Consider the following 25062-nt stretch of genomic DNA (forward strand, 5'->3'; position numbering starts at 1 on the left):
TGCAGGCACGACTGGCAGCGAAAATTGTTTAGCGCTGTTTGTTTTTCCGAGCACGACGACGTTCTTTCTTGCTCATTTTTGGTGAATCGTAATCGTCGTAATTTTCGTTGTCCATGTATTCATCGACATCGTATTCGTCTGAATAATCCTGGGGCTCTGGCTTAGCTGGAACGTGCGGAGGCTTGGTCGTTTCAGGGCGATCGATACGTGTCGAGTTGCCCAGCACACGTTTTCGTTTCCGCCCTGAAGCTGTTCTTGGTTCGGGAGCGGGTGGCTCAGGTTTTTCAGCTGACGCCTTCGGTTCTGAATTCTTCTGCGCAACGGGTTCTTTAGGCTGTTTTGACGTCTTGGAAGGCTTTGGCTGTTTGGCTTCGGTCTTCTTTTCGGCCTGCTTAGCTTCTTTCTCCGCGCGCTTGGCTTCTTTCTCTGCTTGCTGTTGCTTGAGACGGGCTGATTTTGCAGCCTCTTTCTCTTCGCGAGCTTGTAGCTGCTCTTGCTGTTTTGCCTCTTTGGCTGCCTTGCGATCAGCTTCTGCTTGTTCTCGTTTAGCAAGCTTCTCAGCTTGCGCTTTCTCGCGAGCCGCTTTCGCTTCTTCCTTCAGCTTCTTTCTAGCTTCGAACTTCTCTGTTTTAGAAAGTGATTTTTGTTTCTGTTTGTCTGATTTTTTGCCTTTACGCTTCTCCAGGATGACGCCCAGCTTACCGCGGATTCCGGCAGTTCTTCCGTGGAACCAGTACATTGCTCGTTTCATGCGTGACACCCCACGCGGCGCGGCTTCGTTTGTCACATGGACCACGAAACGTGCATGGAAGAGAAGGGAAAATGCGATCCAGAAATGCCATAGCGCTGTCGCAGCAGCGACTGCGAGCTCTCGAATCGGCTCCGAGACGGATAGGTCAAGTCCTAGGTTCAATCCCGCAACACTGAGTCCGATGATCAGCGTAAAGTTCCACAACACGCGGCTGCTTCGGGAGTGCCGCATATCAACAGAGAGAAGTTGATGAAGTGCCATCACACAGACGGAAAACGGAACAAACCAGTACAGGAGTTCTGGTCTCCAACTATGAATTGGCCAGCGTTCATAGGCAAGCTGTGCGAGCGGTTCATGGAGTCGCAGACCTGTCGAAACGCATGCGAGGGCCCAAAAGCTGCCAGCCCAGGCCCAAATGCGATATCGGCCGCTAAAATCTTTACGACTCCGCGAGCGGTACCACCAGATGGTAAAACATAATTGAGAAGCCAGCATCAACGAGAGAACGCTGAAAAGTTGAAAGGCGTTTCCATGAGCTGGGGAAAGTAAACGCTCGATGCCGTTGAGAGCAGGCTCTTTGAGGTTGATCCAGACGAGACCAAACAAGAGCGAGAGGCCGCTGACCGCAAAAGCAATCACTTTCCAGAGAGCACTCGGAACGAGACTCTCATCAGCGACGACATCCGAAACCAGACTCACCTTTTCCGGTTTCGACTCTTCTTCGGGCGACTTCTTTACCTGCGTTTTTTGTTTAGAAGGTTGGGGCGCAACTTCCTCGGTCGACTCCTGAGCCAAACGGCGACGGCGACGATCATCCAGTGAACGAGATCCTGCAAATTGAGCGGTCATCCTGCCGCGATATCTCTTTAGAATAATTTTGATTTGAGAGACTGGAAACTAGAGTTTCCGCAAGCTGGACCTTCCTGGTCCCTATGAGAGTCACATCGGCAAATTTGTCAGTGCGGTCCAAGGACTCTTGGGGCTAGAATCGGTTCGAAGGGGACTGGAGACGATGGCATCGAACGAATTACACAATAGGCGACGTCTACTTATTCCCCCCATTTTGACAGTTCGGTTATCATAGACTCTTACGGTTTTGCGTGATGAGGTATCACCCCGACAGAGTTCGTGGCAAAACCTTTCCATTTAGCACGTTTTTCTTGACTATTTCACTGTTCGCGGCACTAATGGAATCAACAACGGTTGATTTACTTTGTGAAACTGTCGCAAAATTCAAGTTGCTCATCATTCGAAACCATTTCAGTTCAATCTCTTCAATTAGGCTTTTTGATTACTGTGGGACGTTCCTCCTTTTCACTTCCTGGTCGCTCGAATCGCCGTAGACGGGTTGCGATTGCTTTAAATTATCCGCCACCAGAAGGTCCGGCCAAAAGTGAGATCGAAGTCCCTCCTGTGGTTAAGGAACCAATTGTCGTTCCTAAAGCGTTTGACCCATCTCGTCCCGGTCCGAGCGCGCTCTATCAACGCCTTCAGCATGATGAGCCGATGACTTGGATTTTTTCCGGCGATTCGAATTATTGCTCGGCGTTCCGCTCTTCAGAAACATTCCCTCGTCTCGTTGCTGACTGGACGAAGACGGAGTTCGGCAGGACAAATGAAATTTTTGTGAATGCGACCTATGCCCATGCTCATCTTGAACATGTCAAAGTGCAGATGAAAGATCGTTTTGCGACGTTCTCTCCAGATGTCGTTACTCTGGTGTGTGGCTTCGCTGATTGCGAAAGTGGCGTCGAAAAGTGTGAGGAGTTTGAGCGTTCGCTGATTGGGATCATCAAACAGATTCAAAATTTCGAAGCGATGCCGGTAATCTGTACGCCGCCCTATTCTGAGTACGAGGAAGATTCGGCAGAGCAGATAGACCGTTTGATTTACCTCGAAGCGATTCGGGGATGTGTCGCTGAATACTCCGGAATTCTGATTGATCACTGGGACCATTGGGAGCAACACCCGGAACGAGACTCATTCTGGGACGCAAAGCGAAACGCACCGACAGTTGCGGGCATTCTGGAAATGCAAAAACTTTACCTGAAAGAACTGGGGATCGATCACCCCAAAGCTTTGGTCGGTGAGAGTGATGTTGCGACTACTGAAGCGATCAATTCTTAGAAGTCCTGACGAACTTCAGACCTGTCAATCCTGTTGAAACGTTGTGATTCGCTCGGTATTTGATAACGTAGTGACATCATGGTAGAGGGAATTCAACTTGGACAGCAACGGAGTTGCCACGATGGCTGAACAAAGTCGATTGATCATCACGCTGAGAAATCATCTTTTCATCGTCATCGCTCTATTCAGTCTCTCAGCCGAAAGCACGGCACAGTTCCAAAATCGACGCGGACGGATGTTTCAACCGCAAGGCGATGGGACCCGTTTCTATCTCGACAGGAAGGGAGTTCCAGATTGGGAAGAAGACAAGGAGTTTCCCTCGGATGTCTTTACGTTCGTGCGAATCCGTTACAACGCGATTCAAGGTGATCGAGGCCGTTGGAGCACTGACTATCCGGACAGTGACTTGAATCTCTCGTTTCGCCTTCAGCAACTCACTTCACTCAAAGTGAATCCCGATCCCATTGTTCTGGAGCTGACTGACAAGCGGTTATTCAATTATCCATTCGTCTATTTCTGTGAACCGGGTGGAGGCTTTAGTCGTCGAGGTGGATTCGGAGGTAATGGAGGCCTGAACTTTACCCCTGAAGAAGTGAAAGAATTTCGTCGCTATCTCATGAATGGCGGCTTTGCGATGTTCGACGATTTTTGGGGAGAACAAGAGTGGTACAACTTTGAAACCGAGATCAAGAAAGTTTTTCCTGACCGCGAAATTGAAGATATCCCACTGGAGCACCCCATCTTTGACTGCGTCTACGAAATCAAGGAAAAACCGCAAGTTCCTTCAATCAATGCTGCAATTCAAGGACGGCCATATGGAATTACCTGGGAGCGAGAAGACGCTCAGGAAGTTCACTATCGCGGTATCTTCGACGACAAGCGTCGACTGATGGTCATAATCTGTCATAACACCGACTTGGGGGATGGCTGGGAACGAGAAGGCGAAAACGAATGGTATTTCCATGAGTTCTCAGAGAAAAAAGCTTACCCCATGGGCATTAACATTATCTTTTACGCGATGACCCATTGATCGGTCATCTTTTCAACTGATGTCGCCTCATGTTATCACTGTTCGTTGATGGAACTTGATCGAATTCTTCTAATCTGCAATGCTTGATCTCATCAATCCACCCACCAATTCCATCGGAGGCTCCGATGCCGCATCTGAATCCGCTTGAGAAATCTCATTCCCGCCGCAAGTTTCTAGGAACATCTGCATTAGGAGTGATGGGATTCGGAGCAACAAATATCAGTCGGGCTGCCGACAAAAATTCGACCGGTCGACCTAAGAAATCTGTCATCTATGTTTTCCTCTCTGGTGGATTAGGACAACAGGATAGCTTCGACATGAAGCCGGGGGCTCCCGATAATATTCGCGGTGAATTTTTGCCGATTTCGACTGCGACACCGGGGCTGCAAATTTGCGAACATTTGCCGATGCTCGCCCAGCGAAGTGAACGCTGGGCTCTCGTCCGGAGTCTCTCGCACACGTACAACGAGCATTCGCAAGGTCACATGGTGATGCTTTCCGGGCAAAGTAAATTGCCGACAGGGTTTGATCCTTCACGACCGAAACCGACCGATCATCCGTCAATGGCTGCGATTATTGGTGCATTGCTTCCAGACTCTGGAAGCCTTCCCCCTTCGATTGTCTTGCCAGAAAGATTGATTCACCGCACCGGTCGCGTGGTTCCCGGGCAGTTTGCAGGAGTGATGGGAGCACATCGAGAGCCTCACTTCCTGGCAGCCTCCCGCTTCAACGCACTCACATATGGAGCCTGGCCAGAATTCGGCTTTCATCATCAACGTGGTGGCGAACTCGATAAGTCCTTGAAGTTCCAGACTCCGATCCTCGCACCGCCTAAAGGGATTGATTCGACTCGCTCAGACCGTCGGTTGCAACTTCTCGAACAGATTGGCGGGGTCCGTCCGCTGCTTGATCAACTCCATGAAACAGACTCTCTGGAACGCTATCAGAGTCGGGCGATTACGATGCTCTCCGATCCGAAAATGCGGAAGCTTTTCAACGTGACCGATGCACCCGCTGAAGATCTTGATCGGTACGGACGTAACACCTTTGGTTGGTCATTGATGTTGGCAAATCGACTAGCCCGCGAAGGAGTCGGATACGTTCAGGTGAATCTGGGTAACAACGAAACCTGGGACACACATGGGAACATGTATCCGAATCTGAAGAATTATCTTTTACCACCATTTGATGCTTCGCTTTCCGCACTTCTCGATGATTTGCACAACGAGGGACGTCTTGATGACACATTAGTCATCGTTGCGGGAGAGTTTGGTCGGACCCCGAAAATCTCACTACTTCCAAGTGCATATGCTCTGCCTGGTCGAGATCACTGGGGAGCTGTGCAGACAATGCTAGTCGCTGGCGGAGGGGTCTCGGGAGGACAGGTTCTTGGTTCCACCGACAAGCAGGGGGGACACCCTACGAGCGACAAGCAAACACCCGACAACTTCGCTGCCACGATCTACAAAACACTCGGGTTTTCCAGAAACGCCCACTGGTACGATCTCAGCAATCGACCGATCCCGCTGTTCAACGCGGAGCCCATTCCACTGGGATAGAGTATCATTCGAATTGGTTTGCAGGTTTTGCCTCGTGGCGAACAGCATTTTTTCTGGAGAAATGCGTTCTTCACGGGCACACGGTACAGCAAACTGCTGTAGAGTCGGCAACTGGCAGCATAGTCTTGTAGACCACCAGACTCGCACTGGGGAAATCCCTCGGTTGCGTTTTCAACGCAAGTTATGCCCATGATGGTCGGATTTACGATTTCATGGATGCTCTCCACGAGGCAAGAGCTCGGCACGACTTCGCAAGCTTCCTATTCAAGATCCGGGAGCGGTGGCTCGTAGCCGTACTTTTCATAGGCATCGCGGAACTCTGTGTAGATTTCTCTGGCTATAACGGGATCGGGGTCGAATTTGTTTTTCTTGTAGCTTTTCAGCTTTTCGACCTGCGGTTCAACCGCCTTCTTCATTTGGTCGACGTGATCAATATTGAGAGAGGAGTAAATCTTTTCCATCTCTTCGACTGGCTCAGCTGCCAGGCTTTCGTATCTCACTTCGTGAAGATGACCTTCGGGAATCAATTGCTTGTCTGCTTGATATCGATCAAATGCGAGTCGATACAGTCGCTTCACTTCCTGTTCAACATCTTTGAAGATGGGGCGTCCCAATGTGTTTTCCTGAATCATTGTCCGCCGCAGGTGACATGTTGAGTTGAAGACATCCAGCGGGTTTCGATAGATGTAAACGAACTTTGCATCAGGATACATCTTCAAAAGAGTTTCTATCCGATAGGTATGCGAAGGTGACTTCAGGACGATTTGTTTTTTCGACCGGACAGTCAACTTTCGAACGAAACGGTCCAGCGCATCTTTCCAGCGTTGCTTCTTCGCTTCAGGGAGTGATTCAACATGCAGCGACGGGATGTTTTCATCAACATCGTGAGGATATGCGAGGAGGGAGTAGGGAGAAATGAGAGTCAGAATACACAGAGCGACTTCATCTTCCTGAGGAACGTCCCATGCGACTGGCATGTTGTCCATCGGTCGACTTTTCGGCACGAAGGGAGCAGTCAGTGTTGTATTGATTTTCTCAGTCAGCAGAAAGTGAGAAGGGAACAGCGTTTCGTACATGGTAGGATACGAAAACTGTGGGTCAGAGGTCATCAGATTATGCAGCAAGGTTGTGCCGCTGCGCCAGAACCCCAAGATGAAAACAGGAGGTTTTTCGAGTTTCACCTTCTTAATACGAGAGCCGTAGATCAAAGACTCCGCGCCTGACATGACCGAGTTGTACAGCCCCATGAATGGGAGAAAAGCGATATGTCCGGCGCGAGTCCAGTGTAAATTTGGCCCTTTGGAAAGCAGCTCACACATCCGAGGGACAGTCATCCCATGCCAGATCACTAATGGTCCCTGGGAAGATTGTTTGGCTTTTGCACTCGTCGTCTTGGACATTCGCCGGTTCACCTTATTGATTGCCTTTGCAGGCATCTGAATTTGCCAATCTTTTCCAACGAGCCTGTTTCTGAGATCACAGACCCGTGCTTCAACAAGTTTGAGCGTTGAAGCCATTTGTCGAGGAACTTGAAGGCCATCCGAACGCGTACTTCAAGCGTTGTCAAAAAGTCGTTCTATTCGATGAAATCGACAATTCGCAGGAAAGGCTTCACTCCAATCGCAATGAATCAAGAACACATCCGCGTGTTCAAATGAGTTCGACACAAAAATCGGGATTGTTTCCGGCAATTGTCGTGTGAATTAGTCGCGACAGACATTTCAGTGGAAGCTCGCTCCTGAAAGATAGTATTGCAACAGCTTGGGGGATTTTAATCAATATTCGGATAATAGGGCTGAATCAAGTTTTTCAATGTTGTCGCATCTCCCCACGTGTATTTTTCGTATCTCACCCCGCTTCAACAATCCGCAACATCGGGAGCGGTTCATAGTTACACATGAACTTTCCTGTCGTAGGAGAGGACTCTGCTACTTTTTGAACCGTCAACTCGATTTCGCAACAACTTGCTCGGATACATCTTTTTTCTGTTGGCCAACGCCATGCTGTTTATTCGCCCGTCGGAACTATTTCCGGCGATGGGGGATGTGCAGGTGTATCTCGCGTTTATTGTTCTGGCATTGTTGTTCTCCATTCAGGGGATTCACAATCAGGTACAATGGAAGTCATTGATCCAGCAGCCGGTGAATCTGTGCGTGATTGCTGTCACGATCTGTGTGGCGTTGTCTCGGCTGTCGACGGGGAATTTCGACAAAATCGATACTGCTGTGATCGGAATGCTGAAGGTCACGCTGTATTACCTGGTGCTGGTTTCTGTCATCACATCGCCGCTTCGCCTGCGGTACTTTTTGATGTCGACGGCCATTTGCTCGACATTGATGATTGCTTACAGCGTCGTGGACTACCGCAGCTTCAACGCGGAGTGGTTGAACAATCCGAACCTGGAGCAAGTGCTGGATATCGAGCATAAGCTTCCTCCCGACGAACGGACGATTCTGCGTCACATTCCTGACCGGAACGGTGTTGATCGTTACGGGAACGAAATCTGGTTCTTCAGGATTTGCGGTTTGGGAATCTTTCACGATCCCAACGACTTGTCGCTTTTGATCGTGGTGACGTCGATTATCTCGATTTACTTCCTGACTGATAAAAACATCTCATTGTTCCGGATGCTGTGGATCTTGCCTTTGATGATCATGGCGGTCGCGATGTACTACACGTACTCTCGCGGAGGGCTTCTCGCAGCGATGATTGCGATGTTCGCATGGCTTTGCACTCGTTACGGAGGAAAGGTGGCTCTGACAATTGGGGCCCTGTGTGCCGCCGCTGTTCCCGTCGCATTGGGACGAGCAGCCAATATTGATGTTTCCAGTGGAACGGGACAGCAGCGGATTCAAATCTGGAGCGATGGTTTGATGGCCATTCGCAACACCCGAGTCATCTTTGGAATCGGAGAAGGTCAGTACACGGAAATCTCAACACACGTCGCACACAATTCTTATGTCCATGCGTTCGTTGAGTTGGGGCTTGTTGGAGGAACATTCTTTTTTGGCTGTTTCTTTCTTCCTGCTTTCACTTTTCTCCTGATGAAAACGAATGGATTCAAAATTCATCAGCCTGAATTACGAAGGCTCTTCCCGTACATCGCAGCCATGTTGGCCTGTTGGTGTATGGGGATGTGTTCCCTGTCTCGATGTTACGTTCCGCCGACTTACATGATCGCTGGGATTTGTGCTTCGTTCGTCAACCTCGTCGGTTTTTGTCGTCCAAGCCCACGTCCATTACTCATCTTAAATTCCCGAACCGCGCAGCCCTGGATCGCCTGCAGTTTTGGCGTGCTGATTTGTGCGTATTTGTTTGTCCGCGTTTTTGCTCGCTTCGGTTAAGCGTTGATGTCTCAAAGAACGAGAGTTATGAATCCATGAGCCAACTTCCCAAATACAGCGTGGTCATTCCCGCCTACAATGCGGCCCACACCATTGAAAAAACACTCAATAGTGTGCTTGCCCAAACAGTTCCACCAAGTGAAGTCCTCGTTGTCGATGACGGTTCTACGGACACGACTTGTGACGTCGTCTCCAGATATGGAGATCAGGTTCGTCTGCTCATGCAGGACAATGCTGGTCCCGCAGCGGCGAGGAACCACGGAATTCGCAGAGCGAGCTACGACTGGATTGCACTGGTCGATGCGGACGACACCTGGCTGCCTGAGAAGTCGGAAATTCAACTTCCGTACTGCAAGCCGGATGTTGGAGTTGTTCACTGCTATGAAATTGAAGAAGACATTGAACTCGAATCTGAAGTGATCGACTTCAAAACACTCTGGAAGCACAACTACATAGGAACTTCAACTGTCGTTCTGAATCGCAAAACTTTGACTGAAGTCGGCGAGTTCGTAGAAGACCGGGCGATGATGTGTGCTGAAGATTACAACTTGTGGCTTCGCATTGTTGCATCTGACTATCGAATCGTAACGGTCAAGAAAGCCCTGATTCATTACACCCCTGCCGAAGGGAACTTGTCCGGGCAGTATGAGCGAGTCATCAAGGCAGAGTTGCACAATGTTGATGTGATCGCTGGTCAACTCAATCTTCCAGCAGAGATGGTCCAGGCTAAGAAAGCGGATCTCTATGAGGAATATGCCAAAGCGTTATTCTGGCGACGCAATTTAAGGCTCGCTCGTTCGTATTACGGGAAGTTGCTCCGTCAACGACCGTCGCTCAATTCACTGAAATACTGGTTGGCGACCTTCCTGCCCAATTTCGTTCTTGGCGAACCTCGGACTGCAACCACATAAAGACTGCCTCAATGACACTCAGGAAAAACATTCTGGCCGGTTGGGCAGCCCACCTCGTGACCGTGATGATTGGCTTCTTTTTGATGCCGTACATCCTCGGGACGGTGGGGGAATCGCAGTACGGTGCGTGGGTCTTTATCAACGCCGTCGCAGGGTATTCAGGGATGATTTATGGCGGATTCGGAGCGACAATTTGTCGTTATGTTTCTGACCTGTCCGCTCGCAAGGAATGGACACGACTGAATCAATTTGTCAGTTCGATTCAATCTGTTTATTTCGTCACAGCAATCATCGCTTTGTTGGTGACCGCATGTTTCGCCTGGGGGGCAGGGAGCCTGAATAAATGGGACTCATTATCGCTCATGGAAATTCGTCTGTCGATTTTAATCGTCGGCGGTACCATCGCGCTCGGAATGATCGGCAGTGTGTACGGCGGTGTGTTGATCGGGATGCAGCGGCTGGACATCAAACGCAGCATCGAGGTTGGCATCGGTATCACTCGTCTCGTCCTTGTTCTGCTTTGTTTACAGCAGCAATATGGGTTGATCACTCTCGCTCTCATCTTTTTGGCTGTGACTCTCGCTGAGCATTTAATCAGTGCGGTCATCGCCTATCGGTTGATTCCAACTCTTTCAATAGCTCCTTGGAATACTCGTAAGGATGTGCTGCAAGAGTGTTTTGGTTTTAGTGCATTTAATGCGATCGCTCTCGTTGCTGAGTATCTCATCTTTTTTACCGACACGGTCGTGATCGGATTGATACTTGGGCCAATTGCAGTGGTTCCGTACCAGATTGGGTTGCGAATCGCTCAGATGATTCAGATCCCGATCGCACAAATTGGTGAAGCAATTCTTCCCAAGGCGGGTGAACTTCATGCAAAGCAGGGGAGTCATGAACTCGGAAAAATAGTCGCCAAAGGAATGGGAGTCGCATTTCTTCTTTCCGGAGGCTTCTTCATCGGAGCGACCTACTTTGGCGAAATGCTCATTCAAACCTGGATTGGAAAACATTACCCATCCAGCGCCTTGGTGATGGCAATTCTGGTCGGCGCACAGATGGTCGCTTTGCCAATGGTTGTCACACGAAAAGCACTGCTCGGTACCGGACAGGTCCGACTTCCTGCTTTTATCGATATCGCTGAGGCAGCATTCAACTTAATTCTCTCGCTTATCCTGATCCAATACTGGGGGATCGTTGGCGTGGCGATTGGAACGCTCATCCCAATCGTACTCATCGAACTGTTTGTGTTTCTTCCTTATGCCACGAAGCAGCTTTATCTGGATCGAAGAAATCTGTTCCATCAAGCAGTCGTACTCCAGACTCCAGCACTCATCGGACTGCTGGTCTTTTGCGAATTAATCTCTCGATACGAACTGAGTCCCGGGTGGTTGCAATTACTCGCAGTCACAGCGGGCGGAGGAATTGTGCTGTTGGGAATGCGATACCTCACCCACATCCTCGATCGGAACAGGCCTCCACTTACAACGATCTATCCGAAAACAGCCACACACTAAGTGCGAAGATTCAAATGCAATCAACACTGACGCAAAATGAAAACAACGTCACGCAGACGAGTTCAGCGGCGCTGACATGGAGGACGTACACAGCCTCTGAAGCGAGTGAAGGATTGAACATGTGGAGCCGGTTGTCCCATCGGCTTGAGAACTCCTCAATGGCGACTCATCCTGCCTGGGTGCAGAGTTGGATCGACAATTACGGTGACGAAGTTCCATTCCGCTTTCTGGTCGGAGAAGCTGACGATCAAGTTCGCGGAATCGCATTGCTGACTGCCGGGATTGAACAGAAATACGGACCGTTTCCAGTAAAGACGCTACACGTCGGAACCGCGGGAGAGGCTCTTCAGGGAACAATCAAGGTCGAATACAACCGCCTTCTGGTTGAACCAGAGTATTCGCAGGCGTTTCTGAATGGGCTCGTCAACACAATTTCGAACGACACCAGTTGGGAAGTCTTTAATTTAGACGGCTTCGCTGAAGACGAACTCCGACCATGGAAAACTCATTTCCCGAACTCTGCGATTCGCTATCGAGACAGTCTCTATTTTGACTTCGAAGAAGCTCGAGAAAAGAACTCTGATGTCATCTCTCAACTTGGGAAAAGTACCCGTTCGAATATTCGTCGACGAATCAAGAAACTCGGAAAACTCGAAACGGAATGGGCAACGAATCTCGCGCAAGGTGCAGAAATTTTTGAGGAGCTAGTCGAACTTCACCAGGAACGTTGGAACGCCACAGGTGAACCAGGAGCGTTTGCCAATCCAAAGTTTCTGAATTTTCAGCGACAGCTCATCGTGCAACTCATCGCAGAGGAAAAACTGGTCCTGTTTCGTGTTCGGCACGAATCGAAAACTGTCGGTTGCCTGATGCTACTTGTCGACCAAAACAGAATGCTCGACTACCTCTCTGGTTTTGAGTCCTTTGAGAAATACCCCAGCATCGGACTGATCACGCACTACCTTTGTATGGAAGAGGCGTTGAAGCGAGGCTTCTCAGCCTACGATTTTCTGGTCGGAGAAAAGCAACACAAGAATAACCTGTCGACGCACTGCAACCAGTTGTGCTGGCTTACATTCAACCGACCGTCGCTTAAAACGAAAACAGTCAAGACATATCGAAAAATGAAGCGATTTATTCAGGGTACTTCTGCGACTCAATAACCGTTCAGGCTCAGCTTTCACTACGAAAGCCCAGTTTCGTTGAAGACCAACATCGTTCAAAACTCGAACAACGTGCTCCAGTAGGACCACAAACATGAAGACAACAATTGAACACATTCCTGAATCAGCTCAGGCAAACGAAGAGGGACACCCTGTTTCGGTGAAGCGTCTCAAAGTTTGCCATCTCAGCATGACTCTCGAAACCGGTGGCCTGGAACGACTGCTTGTCGACTATGGTCGGTTTCACGATTCCAATAAGTTCGAGCTAAGCTTTGTTGCCCTCGAAGGGATTGGCCATCCGGCGCAGGAACTTCGGGAATCTGGTTTTCAGATCGATCAGATTGGCCTTTCAAAAATTGGCAAACTGACCGGAATGAAGCGACTGGCGCAGCTTTTCAGAGAACATCAGATTGACATTCTTCACACGCACAACACGTACCCGCAATTCTATGGAGCATTCGCTGCCAGATTTGCGAAGGTGCCAATTGTGATTAACAGCCAGCACGGACGTGGTTGCGGACCAAACCGAAAATCGCTTTGGCAGTTCCGCTTGGCGAATCATCTGACAACTCGAGTTGTTGGCGTTTCAGAAGATGCAACCAAACTTTGCCAGGATCAAAACCGCTCCAACGCCGACAAAATGACTTGTATCTGGAACGGCATCGACCTTGAACGCTTTCGGTTTCGAGGTCCGCACGACTCGCTTTCAGCGATCTCTGTCGGACGACTTTCTCCAGAGAAGGATTACGCGACACTGCTGCACGCAACCAAAATTGTCTTGGAATCGTACCCTGAGTTTCAGTTGATACTCATTGGAGACGGGCAAGAGCGTCAACAGCTTGAAGACCTGTCTAATGAACTCGGGATGAACTCCAACGTGACGTTTCTCGGTGAACGAAGTGACGTCCATGACCTGTTGGCAACCGCCGGGTTCTTTGTTTCGTCCTCCACGACTGAAGGAATTTCACTGACTTTGCTAGAGGCAATGGCTGTCGGCCTGCCGATCGTCACGACCGCTGTCGGTGGTAGCCCGGAAATTGTTGTGCCGGGAGAGACCGGTAAACTGGTCCCGCCGAGAAGTCCGGACCAGCTGGCTCATGAGATGATTGCCATGATTGAAGAACGGGCTATCTGGCCGGAAATCGGCAAAGCTGCTCGCGAACGCGTCGAGGAGCATTTCAATATCCGCACCATGATCCGCCAGTACGAAGAACTGTATTCAGAGCTCTACGAAAAAAGAAATGATTAGCCCAAGCCGAGCCTGTGCAAGATCTCGAAGTCTCAGTGCGAGGTCAGAGATTTTGTTAGCGTTGCGAAGAATATCAGGTCCACAAATTTGTCGTAAATAATGTTTGACCGAGTTCAGAAACTTGGGAATGAAACTCAAAGAACAAACGGTTCGCCAATGAAACAGCAGACCCCAAAATTAAATGTCGCCCTTCTGGGCTGTGGACAAATCGCCGATGCACATCTCTCGCAGATTGCTCGGATCGAGTCCGCAGAGGTTGTCGCTGTCTGTGATATCCATGAGGACCTTGCATATCAGGCAGCAGCACGGTTTCAAATTCCGCACACTTACACCGATCTGGACCGAATGATTGAGGAGGTTCGACCGGATGTTGTCCACATTACAACACCGGCACATACTCATGCCGATCTGACAATCAAGTTGCTGAACCTTGGATGTCATGTCTATGTCGAAAAGCCATTCACACTCGATGCAATTGAATCGGCTCGAGTCCTTGCCGCTGCTGAGTTAGCAAACCGGTCAGTCTGTGTCGGCCATGATCAACTTTTTGATCCAATGTGGATGCGATGTCATGCATGGATTCAACAGGGGCTCATCGGAGAGGTTGGGCATATCGAATCGATCCTGGGTTACCCGATCGCAGGAAACTTCGGGGCCCTTGTCGCTGCCAATCCGAATCATTGGGTCCGCAAGCTGCCTGGGGGACTCTTTCAGAACACGATCTCCCATCCGCTGTATCGCATCACTGATTTAATGGAAGATGATCAACCGGAACTCATCGGGAATTGGTACACGCAGTCAGATTACGACTTCCCGACAGAGTTACAGATCTCTTTTCAAGGACGACGTCAAAGCGGAAGCTTGACCTTTTCGACAAGAATTCCACCGCAACGAATCACACGTATTTATGGTGCGAAAGGGACGCTCGAAGTCGACTTCGATGCCCAGACTGTTCGCCTGAACTCCATCGCGAAACTCCCTGGCGCGTTCGCCAAGCTGGAACTTCCCTGGAAGCATTTCCGGAATTCCATCTGGAACCTCTCGAACAACCTCTGGAGATTTGCCAAAGCGGATATTCACTACTTCGCCGGAATGAAAACGCTATGCGAAAGATTCTACGAGTCGATTCAAACAGGAAGCGCACCCCCGATTCCGCCGCATGAAGTCCATCGCGTCACATTGTTAATGGATCGGATTTTTGATCATTGCCGCGAACAAAGCCTAACGAATTCAACGGACAAATCGAACTCCGCGTCAACATCAGATTCAACTCGATTTGAAGAGGTCCCCACATGTCCATAGCTCAAACCTCTCTCACTTCCCCGGTGCCAACCACTGCGACAGTGACAGGAGCGACCGGGTTCCTTGGACGCCGCCTCGTTCGTTCCCTTCTCGAAGAAGACGGCATTCATGTTCGATGTCTAATTCGAGACTCAAGCTGCACCGCAGAGCTTTTGAAAAACATCGACCAAAATCTGCACGGACGAATTGAATTCTGCCGAGGATCGCTGACCGACCGGCAGTTTGTCAGTCGTCACTTTGCCGACAGCGATGTGGTTTACCATCTGGCCGCCTCTCTGGGAGGGAGTGCGTCAACAATGTTTTTGAACACTGTCATCCCGACTCGCGAACTCATGGAAGTTGCAGCGACTGCTAACGTCGGACGGTTTGTCTTGATCAGTTCGTTGGGAGTTTATGGAACGCAGTCAGTCAAGCGATGGGGCACACTCGACGAAAATACGCCAATCGATTTACACCCCGAACAGCGTGACCCATACACATTCAGCAAAGTTCGCCAGGAAGCTGTCGCGCGACAATTGAGCGAACAACTAGGTTTGCCGCTAGTCATCGTTCGCCCGGGAGTGATTTATGGTCCGGGGCGATCCGCTGTGACCAGTCGTGTCGGGTTGCCAGTCGGTCCGTTCCTCATTCGGATGGGAGGAGGGCAGGAGCTTCCCTACACATTTGTTGAAAACTGTGCCGATGGAATCAAACTCGCTGGGCTCGTGCCAAACATCGAGGGCGAAGTCTTTAATCTTGTCGATGACAACTTACCGACTGGAAAACAAATTCTGCGATCCATGAGAAGGCAAGGAAAAAAAACTCGCTGCCTGTGGATTCCTCGCGGGGCTCTCGGTCCGATGTCGCAGGTGTACGAATGGTATTTGAATTGGTCTGAGGGGCAACTTCCCCCCGTTTTGACCAAGCATAAATGCGAAGCGATGTGGAAGCCGGTGCGGTACTCTAATGCGAAAGCCAAGCACAAACTGAACTGGACCCCAAAGATTTCGACAGAAGAGGGACTTCGCCAAACTATCGCTGGCTGACAGGCAAAACAGAGTCCAAAGTCAAAGTGTGAAGCCTTCTTTCCCCGATGGAAGTACAACATTCCTTATAATCATGCGCATTCTTTTTATCAGTACGACCTTTCCCGACGCGAGCTCACCGGCTCGCGGGACGTACAATTCTGCGCTTTGCCAAGCATTGTCGCAGGAGCACCAGGTGCGTGTGATCGCTCCTCGAGCGTTTACCGAAGCGATTCCATTCCGACTGAAAAAAAATCGCTATCAGTTGCCGAATGAACTGCAATCCTCAAACCTCGCAGCCAGTTATCCAACTTTCTGGTACACACCGAAGGTCATGCAGGAAAAGTCGGGCGACCAGATGTGGTGGTCGGTCAAATCAGAAGTTCAAAAAGCGGTCAATGAATTTCAGCCTGAAGCCGTTCTCAGTTACTGGGCTCACCCCGAGGGCGAAGTTGGTGTTCGCACCGCCCAATTGGCGAACGTTCCTTCGGCGGTTATTGTCGGAGGAAGCGACGTACTCATTCTGCCCAATCTTCCGAAACGAGGCCCTCGAGTTCGAGACGTCTTATTGCAATCAGAGACTGTAATCACCGTCAGCGACGGATTACGAAATTCCGTGATTGAGCTGGGAGCAAATCCTGATCGAGTTCAGACAATCTATCAGGGGATTGATCCGCAAGTCTTTCATCAGCACGTATCACGAAGCGAGTCTCAACAACAATTGAAGCTGAGCTCAGAACGCAAACATCTCGTCTGGGTCGGGCGAATGGTTCCAGTAAAAGCACTTGATGTTCTCATCGACGCGGCTTCAGAACTCCTCAGTCAGAAACTTCCATTTGAGTTACATCTTATTGGAAATGGCCCCGAGCGCAGCCGTCTGGAAATGCGAGTCGAGCAATGTGGCCTCAGTGAGTCGGTTCGCTTTGAAGGAACGATTGGTCATGATCAAATCGCCGACTGGTATCGAGCTGCGGACCTAACTGTGATGTCCAGCGATTCAGAAGGACTCCCGAACGTGTTGCGGGAATCCCTGGCTTGCGGGACTCCGTTCGTCTCCACCGATGTCGGAAGCATTTCGGAAATTGCTGATTCCAGATACTCACAGCTGGTACCCAAGCAGAATTCCAATTTGCTCGCGAAGGCGATTGTCGAAGTCCTCGACGAGTCATATGCAAAGAATGCCCGGCAATATCAAGCCCGTACCTGGGATAAGACGGCTCTCGAAACGGCAAGTCTGTTTGAGAGACTTCGCTCGGAGAAATCCTCTTCCCGAACAGGGGCTTCAATGCAAAATCTCCCCTCAGAGATCCCGATTGTCAGTCAGTAAACCTCACCTCATGATCACATCGCAACAACATCGCGTTTTGTTTGTCGCCTACCAGTTTCCACCGGTAGGGGGAGTGGGAGTTCATCGTGTCACGAAGTTTGTAAAGTACCTCCCGCAGCATGGTTGGAACTCGACAATCTTAACAGTTTCGAATCCTTCGGTTCCGCTCCACGATCAATCACTGTTAAAAGACATTCCCGCAGGAAGTCTCATTCGACGAGCGAAGACTTACGAGCCGGGATACGGTCTCAAAAAGAAAGTTTCAGGAGGTCAGGGAACGGGAAAGAAGAATCTTCTGGTCTCAGCAATCAAGTCCGGAATTCGTGCGGTCGGAAACACGTTGCTTCAGCCAGACTCGCAAGTTCTGTGGCATCCGCATGCGTACCGAGATGGATTGAAAATCCTTAAGGATGTCCATCACGATGCTATTGTCGCCACCGGCCCACCATTTTCTTCTTTACTGCTCGGTGCCAAGCTGGCGAAGAGAACTGGGCTCCCCTTAATTCTTGATTACCGGGATGAGTGGGACATCAGTAATGCATATTGGGAAAACAAATCACAGAGCCGGCTTAGCAACTGGATACAAACTCGCCAACAACACAAAGCTTTGAAAGCCGCGCGGTCTATTCTTGCAACAACTCCTTCCAGCGCCGCTGCCGTTGGCGAAATCGCCAATCAGGCGGGCAGCGACGCCGTCGCCTCGCACATTTACAACGGTTTCGACCCGGATGATTTTCCGATGGATGTCTCGCTCGAAAAAGAAGACTTTGGAAACGGAACATCGCGGTTTCGTCTGGCCTTTATCGGAACTCTCTGGAACCTGAATTCTATCGAGCCCGTAGTCAACGCGCTGGAAATGTTGAATCAGACAAGCCCAGCCATCGCCAATGAAATTGAGTTACTTCTGGCCGGTCGACGAACAGAAGAGCAGGAGGCCATTGTTGACCGGTTAAAAGAGACCGCAGTTGCCGTCAGCCGGTTGCCGTTCATTGATCATACTCAGGCTGTCCAATTGATGCGGACTGCCGACAGTTTGCTGATGATTAATTCAGACCTCCCAAAGACCCAAAGAATCATTAACGCCAAAACGTTTGAATATATGGCGGCCAAACGGCCAATGTTTGTTGTCGCCCCCGAAGGTGATGTTTGGGATGTCGTGCGAGACCTTCCGGGGACTGTGCTCTGCGAACCGAAAATGATTAGCAACATCGCCGATCAACTCAGCCTTCTCGTTGAACAGCATCGCTGTGGTGTTGAGTATTCGTCAGGAGACTGGAACATCAATCATTTTCATCGACGGCAATTGGCAGGGGAACTCGCCAGTTTGCTCAATCAAACTATTCGCCAGGAATCGCAAAGCGTTTCGCGGTTTCGATCATTATTCATGGGGCGAGACGTTCAACTTGATCCGGAAGGAAGCTGATAATGAAATTCTTTCTGATCGCCACAAGCTGCTTTGCTGTGTCCTGTGCAGTTGGTCTCGCGCTGTTGATTCGTGCTCGCAACATGCAGTATTGGATTCGCAGTTACGCCCTTCCCAAAGAGCACAAACCGGCAATCCATCCTGACGACGTCATTGATGTCTTCATTGCGATTTGCGACCACTGGGAACCAGAATGCTATGGTGCCTCACAAGAGACCGCGAATCATCGCGTCTCGCGCTGGCGAGAAGAATATCCGCGACTCTTTGAGCAATTCCGCGATGTTAATGGGCGACCGCCTCAGTACACATTCTTCTTTCCTCAGGATGAATATCGACCTGAGTATCTGGATGGGATCAAGCCACTCTGTGAAGCTGGCTTTGGAGATGTCGACGTACATCTTCATCATCATGATGATACGCCCGAGCAACTTCGCGAAAAGCTGAATTCGTTTCGGGAGACGCTGTACCACCGGCATGGATTACTGCGAAAAGATCCGGTGACAGGGGAAATCGTCTATGGGTTCATTCACGGAAACTGGTCGCTGTGCAACTCTCGCCCTGATGGTGCGTGCTGCGGAGTCGATCAGGAATTGACGATACTGATGGAAACCGGTTGCTATGCCGACTTCACTCTTCCATCAGCTCCCAGTGCAACACAGACGAGCACGATTAACAGCATCTATTATGCGAAAGATCGTCCGAGACAAAGGAAGTCACACGACACCGGAATCCGCTCACGAGTCGGGATTCATCCACCCGAGGACCATCTGTTGATGATACAGGGGCCGCTCACCCTGGACTGGAAATCTCGAAAATATGGGCTGATCCCACGAATCGAAAATGGAGACCTTCACGGCAATCGCCCGGGAACAGCTGAAAGAATGAAGCTGTGGCTCAATGCGGGAGTGACTGTTGCGGGACAACCAAACTGGCGGTTTGTGAAACTACATACCCATGGTTGCAAAAACGAAAACATCGACACGATGCTCGGTGAACCGATGCAGCAATTTTATCGTGAACTCGAATCGATGAGCCAGGAAAATTCGAAGCTCAGGTTCCACTTCGTCACAGCTTGGGAGATGTCACAGTTCGTTCATCAAGCAGAACTGGGATACGCTGTTCCGAGCTTTCACTTCCAGAACCAGCATGAGAACGCAAACGTTCACAAAGCCTAGAACTTTGAGGAAAGCAGCTATTCCAGAAGGTTTCGGACTGCCTCTAGAGCATCTTTCGAATTGGTTTGCAGGATCTGCCTCGTGGCGAACAGCATTTTTTCTAGAGAAATGCGTTCTTCACGGGCACACGGTAGAGCAAACTGCTCTAAAGCATCTTAATTTTGTGAATGAGTGAAATGTGCCTACGTCTTACTGAAAAAATTTGTCACGAGAATGTCCGCTGCTCCGAGGACAAACAGGCCGATGCTGATGAGAGCATTGATGTTGAAAAACGCGACGCCGACTCGCGACATGTCTTCCGGGCTGATGATCCAGTGTTCGTAAATCAGTAGCCCACTCACCAGAATGACACCCACAAGGAAAACTGTTCCCAGGCCAGCGATCGACCACAGTCCGAACAGGCATACCATCGTCAGGACGTGACTGAGAAAAGCAATGATGAGTGCGTTCCGCGTGCCGACTTTCGCCGGAATTGAATGCAGCTTTACAGATTGATCGAATTCCAGATCTTGCGTGGCGTAGATGATGTCAAATCCGCCAACCCAGAAGAAAATGACAGCAGCCAGCAATACCGGTGTCCAAGAGAGGGTCCCTGTAATCGCAATCCAGGCAGCAATGGGGGAGAGCATAAGAGCAGCACTCAACCAGTAGTGGCAAAGCGCCGTGAATCGTTTTGTATAAGAGTATCCCAGCAGAAATCCGAGAACTGGTAAGGAGAGAATCACCGGCCAGACGTTCGGCAAGAATAAGAGAGTCGAAAGCACAAATCCAACGACACAAACAGATGTAAACGCGACAACAATTCGGACGGAGAGAATTCCAGCAGGGATGTGCCGACCTTCAGTTCGCGGGTTCTCGGCATCGATGTTTCGGTCGATCAGTCGATTGAATGCCATCGCCGCCGAACGGGCAAACACCATGCAAAGCACAATCCCGATCAAGTGTCGAATTTCAAAAGGGTAGTCCCTCCACGCGAGGACCGCTGCAAGGAGGGCGAACGGCAAAGCGAATACGGTGTGGCTAAAACGGATCAGCCCGAGAAGGTCTTTGAGCCGTCGCCAGAAAGAGACTGCTGTCGCAGGTGTTGCTGATGATTCTATGGTTTGCATGAGAAACGCTTACAGTGTTAACGCTTACTATGTAATTGAGATCGATGTCGTCCGCTCGTGGCGCGATGATTTGAATGGAGAGTATCGAAGACTCTCATTTCAGCAACCGTCAAAATAATGTGAGATTCACTGATCGGGATTTGCTATGAATTCGGCATCAGAAAAAATCATGCACCGACCGCATCCAAAGAGTCCGCCGGGATGTCAGTTTCCAGTTCTGCGTGCCCATCATGAAGCATCTTTCTTGTGAGGGCGACCTCACCGATGAGCATCGCATGTAAAAATAATAAAAGCACCCACCATAATTCTGTCTGGGAATTCTCTGCCTGAACCCGTTTCGTCAGATCGCTCATCGTATCGATCTTCCGCATCCGATCCTTTCCGAGCAGTGATTCCCACGCCAGATCGTTCAAAGGTGTCAGGTTTGATTCTTCCCTGTCATCTGTCACGACAAATGGAATACCCAAATCCTGCGGGGCATTGACTTCGTGAAAAGTGTATCGCCCGGGGATCGATGTCTCGCTGAATGACGCAAAGTTGTTTTTTCCTTGCCGTGCGAACTCAGGGATTGCACCTTCGATTCCCGGCCCGGTGACCAGGAAATCGCGCGGTCGCTGATCTTCCTGCAGTTCCACTTGAATAGGCATGCCGACATGAACATTGTGAGCGGTTTCCATCCCCGCGAATCGAAAAACGAGTTCGTGAACAAAAGGAACAAAGTCGTTGCGGGCTGGCAATGTTGACCAATCGGCATCCAGTGGAGCTGCCAGTTGAATGATGACCCCTTCGCCGAGTCGGCGGCTGAACATGTAGGGCTGACCGTTCGTAAGCTTGATCAGTTCCGTCTGCATCGACTGCGTCGCTTCGTTCTCGTCACCTTGTTCTGGTTGCTCAGCGTCTTTCACGGAGAAATCATAAGGTCGAAGTTTCCACCAGTTGGAAAACCTCGCTGTCCAAAAATCAACTCCACGCTCCTTCCGAAACCGTTGCAGCCAAGAGGCATTCAAACTTAACGACTCAATTGTGACAAGCTTTTCAATGTCGAGGTCTTCTTTCTCGATTTCCACAAATTCTGCTGGGAGAAATGGAACATCTCCTTCAAATTTAAAAGAGTTCCAGTGCGGGCCATCCACAGATTCGCCAGGCGCGAGAATCAGCCCCCCTCCAGCGAGAACGAAATCGATAAGTTCCAACTGTTGTTTCGTCGTGATGGATTCAACGTCACACAGTATTGCAATCCGATTCCGGTTCAGGACATTTGCATTCAGCTGACTCGGCGAGACCACTTCAGACCGAACCCAGGGAGAACTTTCACCAGAGGCAGCGAAAGCGGACTTCAGAAAGAAGATGTCAGAGCGAGTTTCGTCTAGGTTCGCCGATCCGTTTACAAGCACGACCGGGACTCCATTCTGAACAACAATGATCGCTTCCGATTGATCGTCCTGGTGCAATTGGTCTTTCTCAATTGAAACGGTAACTCGGAAGAGGCCAGTCGAAGTGAATACGTGTTCAAATTCGACCATCGCTTCACCATTGGGAAGCAGATTGACCACCCGTGTTGCATCCGGCGCTGGCTGATCATTGATTGATAGCGAGACCACTTTTTGAGTCGCTTCACCTCCTGATTGTCGAATGGTTGTCCGAAACTGAATTGGGAACCCAGGAACGGTCAATTCTCGAGAGAGTTGAATTTTATCGACAGAGCTATTTGACCGGTCTGCGTTGTCTCCCGAAAGGTTAACCACGGAAACACTCGGGGGGATTTCTGGTTGTTGGAGAAGATCATCAATTCGCTGAATTCCAAATTCATTATCCACTTCCCACGGAAACGCTTGACCATCCGTCAGAATTACAGCTTCGCGGGTGACGTTGTTAGTAGTCGAAAGTATCCTGAGGGCGTCTAGAATCGCCTCTGTGAGATTGGATCGTCCTGTCGGTTCAGGGACTTGGTCAAGGACACTTCGCACGTAAGACATGTCAGAAGTTGGGGGGTGAATCAGACGTCGGTTCCGAGAACGGGCGTCAAGAATTGCAACAGTATCTCCCGGATTGAGTTGCTCGATCGCCGTGTGAATCCATTGGAGTCCGGCTGCGTGCGGAGTCTGCTTCTCACCCTCCCACCCCATACTGCCTGACCCGTCTAATACAAATACAATATCCCTGCCAACAGGCTTCCCCAAAGTCGCAAAGAAAGCCCCACTCCCGTTTGGCCGAGCCAAAGCTAAAACCAAGCACGCAAGAAGGCCCATTCGCAATAACAAGAGAAGGAGATCCTGAAACCGAATCCGTCGTCTTGTTTTTTGCCCCAATTGGAGGAATTGCATCGCTCCCCAATTGACGACATCATACCTTCGTTTGCTTAGCAAGTGCGCAACCACAGGAAGAATGATCGTGACCAGACCTGCAAGCATTGCGATGTTAGTAAACGTAAAGGACATAAGTGGTTGTGTAAATGAGACAAGGTGTGAAATCTTGTCGGAGAGCTTAGGAGAAAACCGATTCTTGAAAAAGTCTTCAGTAAGAGTATGTAGATTCTTCCGAAATCTCCATAAAGATTGTATTTTTCACGGGTTTCGACGAATCGATGCAGTTGATTCGTCGGCAGAGTCTCGCTATCCTTTTCCGTTTGCCGGCCGATCAATACCATTGATGGTTTCTCAATCTGGTCGAAAAACGAGATTTCACCAACACAGAGGTTGCACCTGGGGACCAGGTGTAGAAGGGGTGTCGCCGTGCAGACGGTACAAAAAACAACAGTAGCGAAAAAAGAAGAGGTTGTCGCAGATTGGTTTCTGGTCGACGCTCAGGATGAAATTGTCGGTCGCCTCGCGACTCGGATCGCAGTCATTCTGATGGGGAAGCACAAGCCAATCTATACTCCTCATGTTGATTGCGGTGATTTCGTTGTTGTCACAAACTGTGATCGAGTCCGTTTCACCGGGAAAAAACTCTCACACGACGAAAATCCCAACTTCACTAAGAAGATGGCAACCAAAGAGTACGATTATTACACCGGATATCCCGGTGGTCATCGTGTCAAAACTGGTGCCGAACTGCTTGAAGAAAAGCCTACGAAAATCTTGGAAGAAGCCGTCCGGCGGATGCTCCCCAAGAATAAACTGGGTCGCAAAATGCTGAAGAAATTGAAATTGTATGCAGGTTCAAGTCACCCGCATCAGGCTCAATCACCGCAAGACCTGCCTTCATAGTTTGAGCCAGATTCGAACTTGATTGAGTCGTTGAAGCTCACTGTGTGAGAGATGACACCAAGTTTGGATCAGTTCCCATAAACCCTCGACCTGAATTCACCGCGGCATTTGTCGCTATTTGTTTTTGAGCTGGAATACATCGGATGTCAACAGATTCATCAAATCCCGAACTCCCTCAAGATGACGCAGCACCAGAAAAGCCTGCTGCACCTGAGGCGACAATTCAAGAGCCGGAAGTCCCCGAAGTCGCTGCTCCTGCAGAACCGGAAGTCCCTGCTGTTGAAGCCACTGAGCCAACAATTGCCTCTGGATTGGAAATTGGTAGCGAAGCAGGTGAAACTGCTTCTGAAGCCGAACCAATTGTGAACCGTAATCCTGTGATTCGCGGGAAAATTGACCGCTACGGAGTCGCATGGGGAACCGGTCGTCGTAAGACCGCTGTTGCTCGAGTTCGTTTGAAGGATGGTGACGGACAGGTCACTATCAATGGTCGTACTCTCGAAGAGTACTTCCCGATTCTTCGTGATCAGAAATTGATCTTTGGCCCACTGGAAGCTGTTGGCCTCAAAGGCAAAGTGGACATCATCGTCAACGTCAAAGGTGGCGGTCCTACAGGTCAAACTGGGGCAGTTGTCTTGGGTATTGCACGTGCAATTCAAGTGAAAAACCCAGAACTCCATCCTGGCCTCAGCTCAGGCGGATTCCTGACTCGTGATAGCCGAATGGTTGAACGTAAGAAATACGGATTCAAGAAAGCCCGTAAGAGCTTCCAGTTCTCAAAACGTTAATCAAGACCAAACTAAGACACGAACAAGGCTCAAGGGAACAGTTACCACTCAGTGTTTCTGTAGTTCCTTGTTCAAGT

19 protein-coding genes are annotated in these 25062 nt (G+C 49.9%); 15 read left to right on the forward strand and 4 right to left on the reverse strand.

Translation table 11 applies throughout. The features are described from left to right. Positions 1 to 28: 28 nt before the first annotated feature. Positions 29 to 1600 carry a hypothetical protein gene (locus ACN0YR_RS00695; protein WP_417847280.1) on the reverse strand — a complete coding sequence of 524 codons (1572 nt, stop codon included), beginning with the start codon at positions 1598 to 1600 and terminating at the stop codon, positions 29 to 31. A 447-nt stretch (positions 1601 to 2047) separates the two neighbouring features. Here ACN0YR_RS00695 and ACN0YR_RS00700 point away from each other — a divergent pair, with 447 nt between their 5' ends. From ACN0YR_RS00700 to ACN0YR_RS00710, 3 genes are all read left to right on the forward strand, one after another. Continuing rightward, entirely contained in the window at positions 2048 to 2878 is an 831-nt protein-coding gene (locus tag ACN0YR_RS00700) for an SGNH/GDSL hydrolase family protein (protein WP_417847281.1), read from the forward strand. 235 nt (positions 2879 to 3113) lie between these two features. Then, the gene (locus ACN0YR_RS00705; RefSeq protein ID WP_417847594.1) at positions 3114 to 3908 is read left to right on the forward strand and encodes a DUF4159 domain-containing protein; all 795 of its coding nucleotides are present in this window, start codon (positions 3114 to 3116) and stop codon (positions 3906 to 3908) included. Positions 3909 to 4033: 125 nt separating this feature from the next. Next, positions 4034 to 5467 carry a DUF1501 domain-containing protein gene (locus ACN0YR_RS00710; RefSeq protein WP_417847282.1) on the forward strand — a complete coding sequence of 478 codons (1434 nt, stop codon included), beginning with the start codon at positions 4034 to 4036 and terminating at the stop codon, positions 5465 to 5467. A gap of 260 nt (positions 5468 to 5727) precedes the next feature. On the opposite strand, the gene ACN0YR_RS00715 is transcribed toward ACN0YR_RS00710, so the two are convergent. Further along, positions 5728 to 6867, reverse strand: a complete 1140-nt coding sequence (locus tag ACN0YR_RS00715; RefSeq protein ID WP_417847283.1) for a sulfotransferase family protein — start codon at positions 6865 to 6867, stop codon at positions 5728 to 5730. A 600-nt stretch (positions 6868 to 7467) separates the two neighbouring features. Between ACN0YR_RS00715 and ACN0YR_RS00720 the strand changes: the two genes are divergently transcribed. The 10 genes from ACN0YR_RS00720 to ACN0YR_RS00765 all read left to right on the forward strand — a co-directional run bounded on the left by ACN0YR_RS00720 (position 7468) and on the right by ACN0YR_RS00765 (position 19879). After that, the gene (locus ACN0YR_RS00720; RefSeq protein WP_417847284.1) at positions 7468 to 8811 is read left to right on the forward strand and encodes an O-antigen ligase family protein; all 1344 of its coding nucleotides are present in this window, start codon (positions 7468 to 7470) and stop codon (positions 8809 to 8811) included. A 35-nt stretch (positions 8812 to 8846) separates the two neighbouring features. Then, entirely contained in the window at positions 8847 to 9722 is an 876-nt protein-coding gene (locus ACN0YR_RS00725) for a glycosyltransferase family 2 protein (RefSeq protein WP_417847285.1), read from the forward strand. A gap of 11 nt (positions 9723 to 9733) precedes the next feature. Next, on the forward strand, positions 9734 to 11236 hold the full coding sequence (locus ACN0YR_RS00730; protein ID WP_417847286.1) for an oligosaccharide flippase family protein: 1503 nt from the start codon (positions 9734 to 9736) through the stop codon (positions 11234 to 11236). A 14-nt stretch (positions 11237 to 11250) separates the two neighbouring features. Beyond that, positions 11251 to 12399 (forward strand): GNAT family N-acetyltransferase, encoded by a 1149-nt coding sequence (locus ACN0YR_RS00735; RefSeq protein ID WP_417847287.1) that lies wholly within the window; start codon positions 11251 to 11253, stop codon positions 12397 to 12399. 94 nt (positions 12400 to 12493) lie between these two features. Next, positions 12494 to 13648 (forward strand): glycosyltransferase, encoded by a 1155-nt coding sequence (locus tag ACN0YR_RS00740; RefSeq protein ID WP_417847288.1) that lies wholly within the window; start codon positions 12494 to 12496, stop codon positions 13646 to 13648. Positions 13649 to 13804: 156 nt separating this feature from the next. Then, on the forward strand, positions 13805 to 14950 hold the full coding sequence (locus ACN0YR_RS00745; RefSeq protein ID WP_417847289.1) for a Gfo/Idh/MocA family protein: 1146 nt from the start codon (positions 13805 to 13807) through the stop codon (positions 14948 to 14950). Then, positions 14941 to 15975, forward strand: a complete 1035-nt coding sequence (locus ACN0YR_RS00750) for an NAD-dependent epimerase/dehydratase family protein (RefSeq protein ID WP_417847290.1) — start codon at positions 14941 to 14943, stop codon at positions 15973 to 15975. Before ACN0YR_RS00745 ends, ACN0YR_RS00750 begins: the two co-directional genes overlap by 10 nt. Before the next feature lie 73 nt (positions 15976 to 16048). Then, positions 16049 to 17281, forward strand: coding sequence for a glycosyltransferase (locus tag ACN0YR_RS00755; RefSeq protein WP_417847291.1), 1233 nt, complete (start codon positions 16049 to 16051; stop codon positions 17279 to 17281). 10 nt (positions 17282 to 17291) lie between these two features. Continuing rightward, positions 17292 to 18704 carry a hypothetical protein gene (locus ACN0YR_RS00760; protein ID WP_417847292.1) on the forward strand — a complete coding sequence of 471 codons (1413 nt, stop codon included), beginning with the start codon at positions 17292 to 17294 and terminating at the stop codon, positions 18702 to 18704. 2 nt (positions 18705 to 18706) lie between these two features. After that, on the forward strand, positions 18707 to 19879 hold the full coding sequence (locus ACN0YR_RS00765) for a hypothetical protein (protein ID WP_417847293.1): 1173 nt from the start codon (positions 18707 to 18709) through the stop codon (positions 19877 to 19879). 182 nt (positions 19880 to 20061) lie between these two features. Here ACN0YR_RS00765 and ACN0YR_RS00770 read toward each other — a convergent pair whose 3' ends face one another. Both ACN0YR_RS00770 and ACN0YR_RS00775 read right to left on the reverse strand, forming a co-directional pair. Further along, positions 20062 to 20988 carry a UbiA-like polyprenyltransferase gene (locus tag ACN0YR_RS00770; protein WP_417847294.1) on the reverse strand — a complete coding sequence of 309 codons (927 nt, stop codon included), beginning with the start codon at positions 20986 to 20988 and terminating at the stop codon, positions 20062 to 20064. A 167-nt stretch (positions 20989 to 21155) separates the two neighbouring features. Next, positions 21156 to 23426 (reverse strand): vWA domain-containing protein, encoded by a 2271-nt coding sequence (locus ACN0YR_RS00775; RefSeq protein WP_417847295.1) that lies wholly within the window; start codon positions 23424 to 23426, stop codon positions 21156 to 21158. Between the two features lie 294 nt (positions 23427 to 23720). Here ACN0YR_RS00775 and rplM point away from each other — a divergent pair, with 294 nt between their 5' ends. Further along, complete coding sequence (gene rplM, locus ACN0YR_RS00780) at positions 23721 to 24197, forward strand: 50S ribosomal protein L13 (protein ID WP_417847296.1); 477 nt, start codon at positions 23721 to 23723, stop codon at positions 24195 to 24197. A gap of 143 nt (positions 24198 to 24340) precedes the next feature. Further along, a complete protein-coding gene (gene rpsI, locus ACN0YR_RS00785) occupies positions 24341 to 24985 on the forward strand; it encodes a 30S ribosomal protein S9 (protein WP_417847297.1) in 645 nt (214 codons plus the stop codon). Positions 24986 to 25062: the final 77 nt, after the last annotated feature.

The sequence above is a fragment of the Thalassoglobus sp. genome (genome assembly GCF_048270125.1).
Lineage (GTDB): Bacteria > Planctomycetota > Planctomycetia > Planctomycetales > Planctomycetaceae > Thalassoglobus.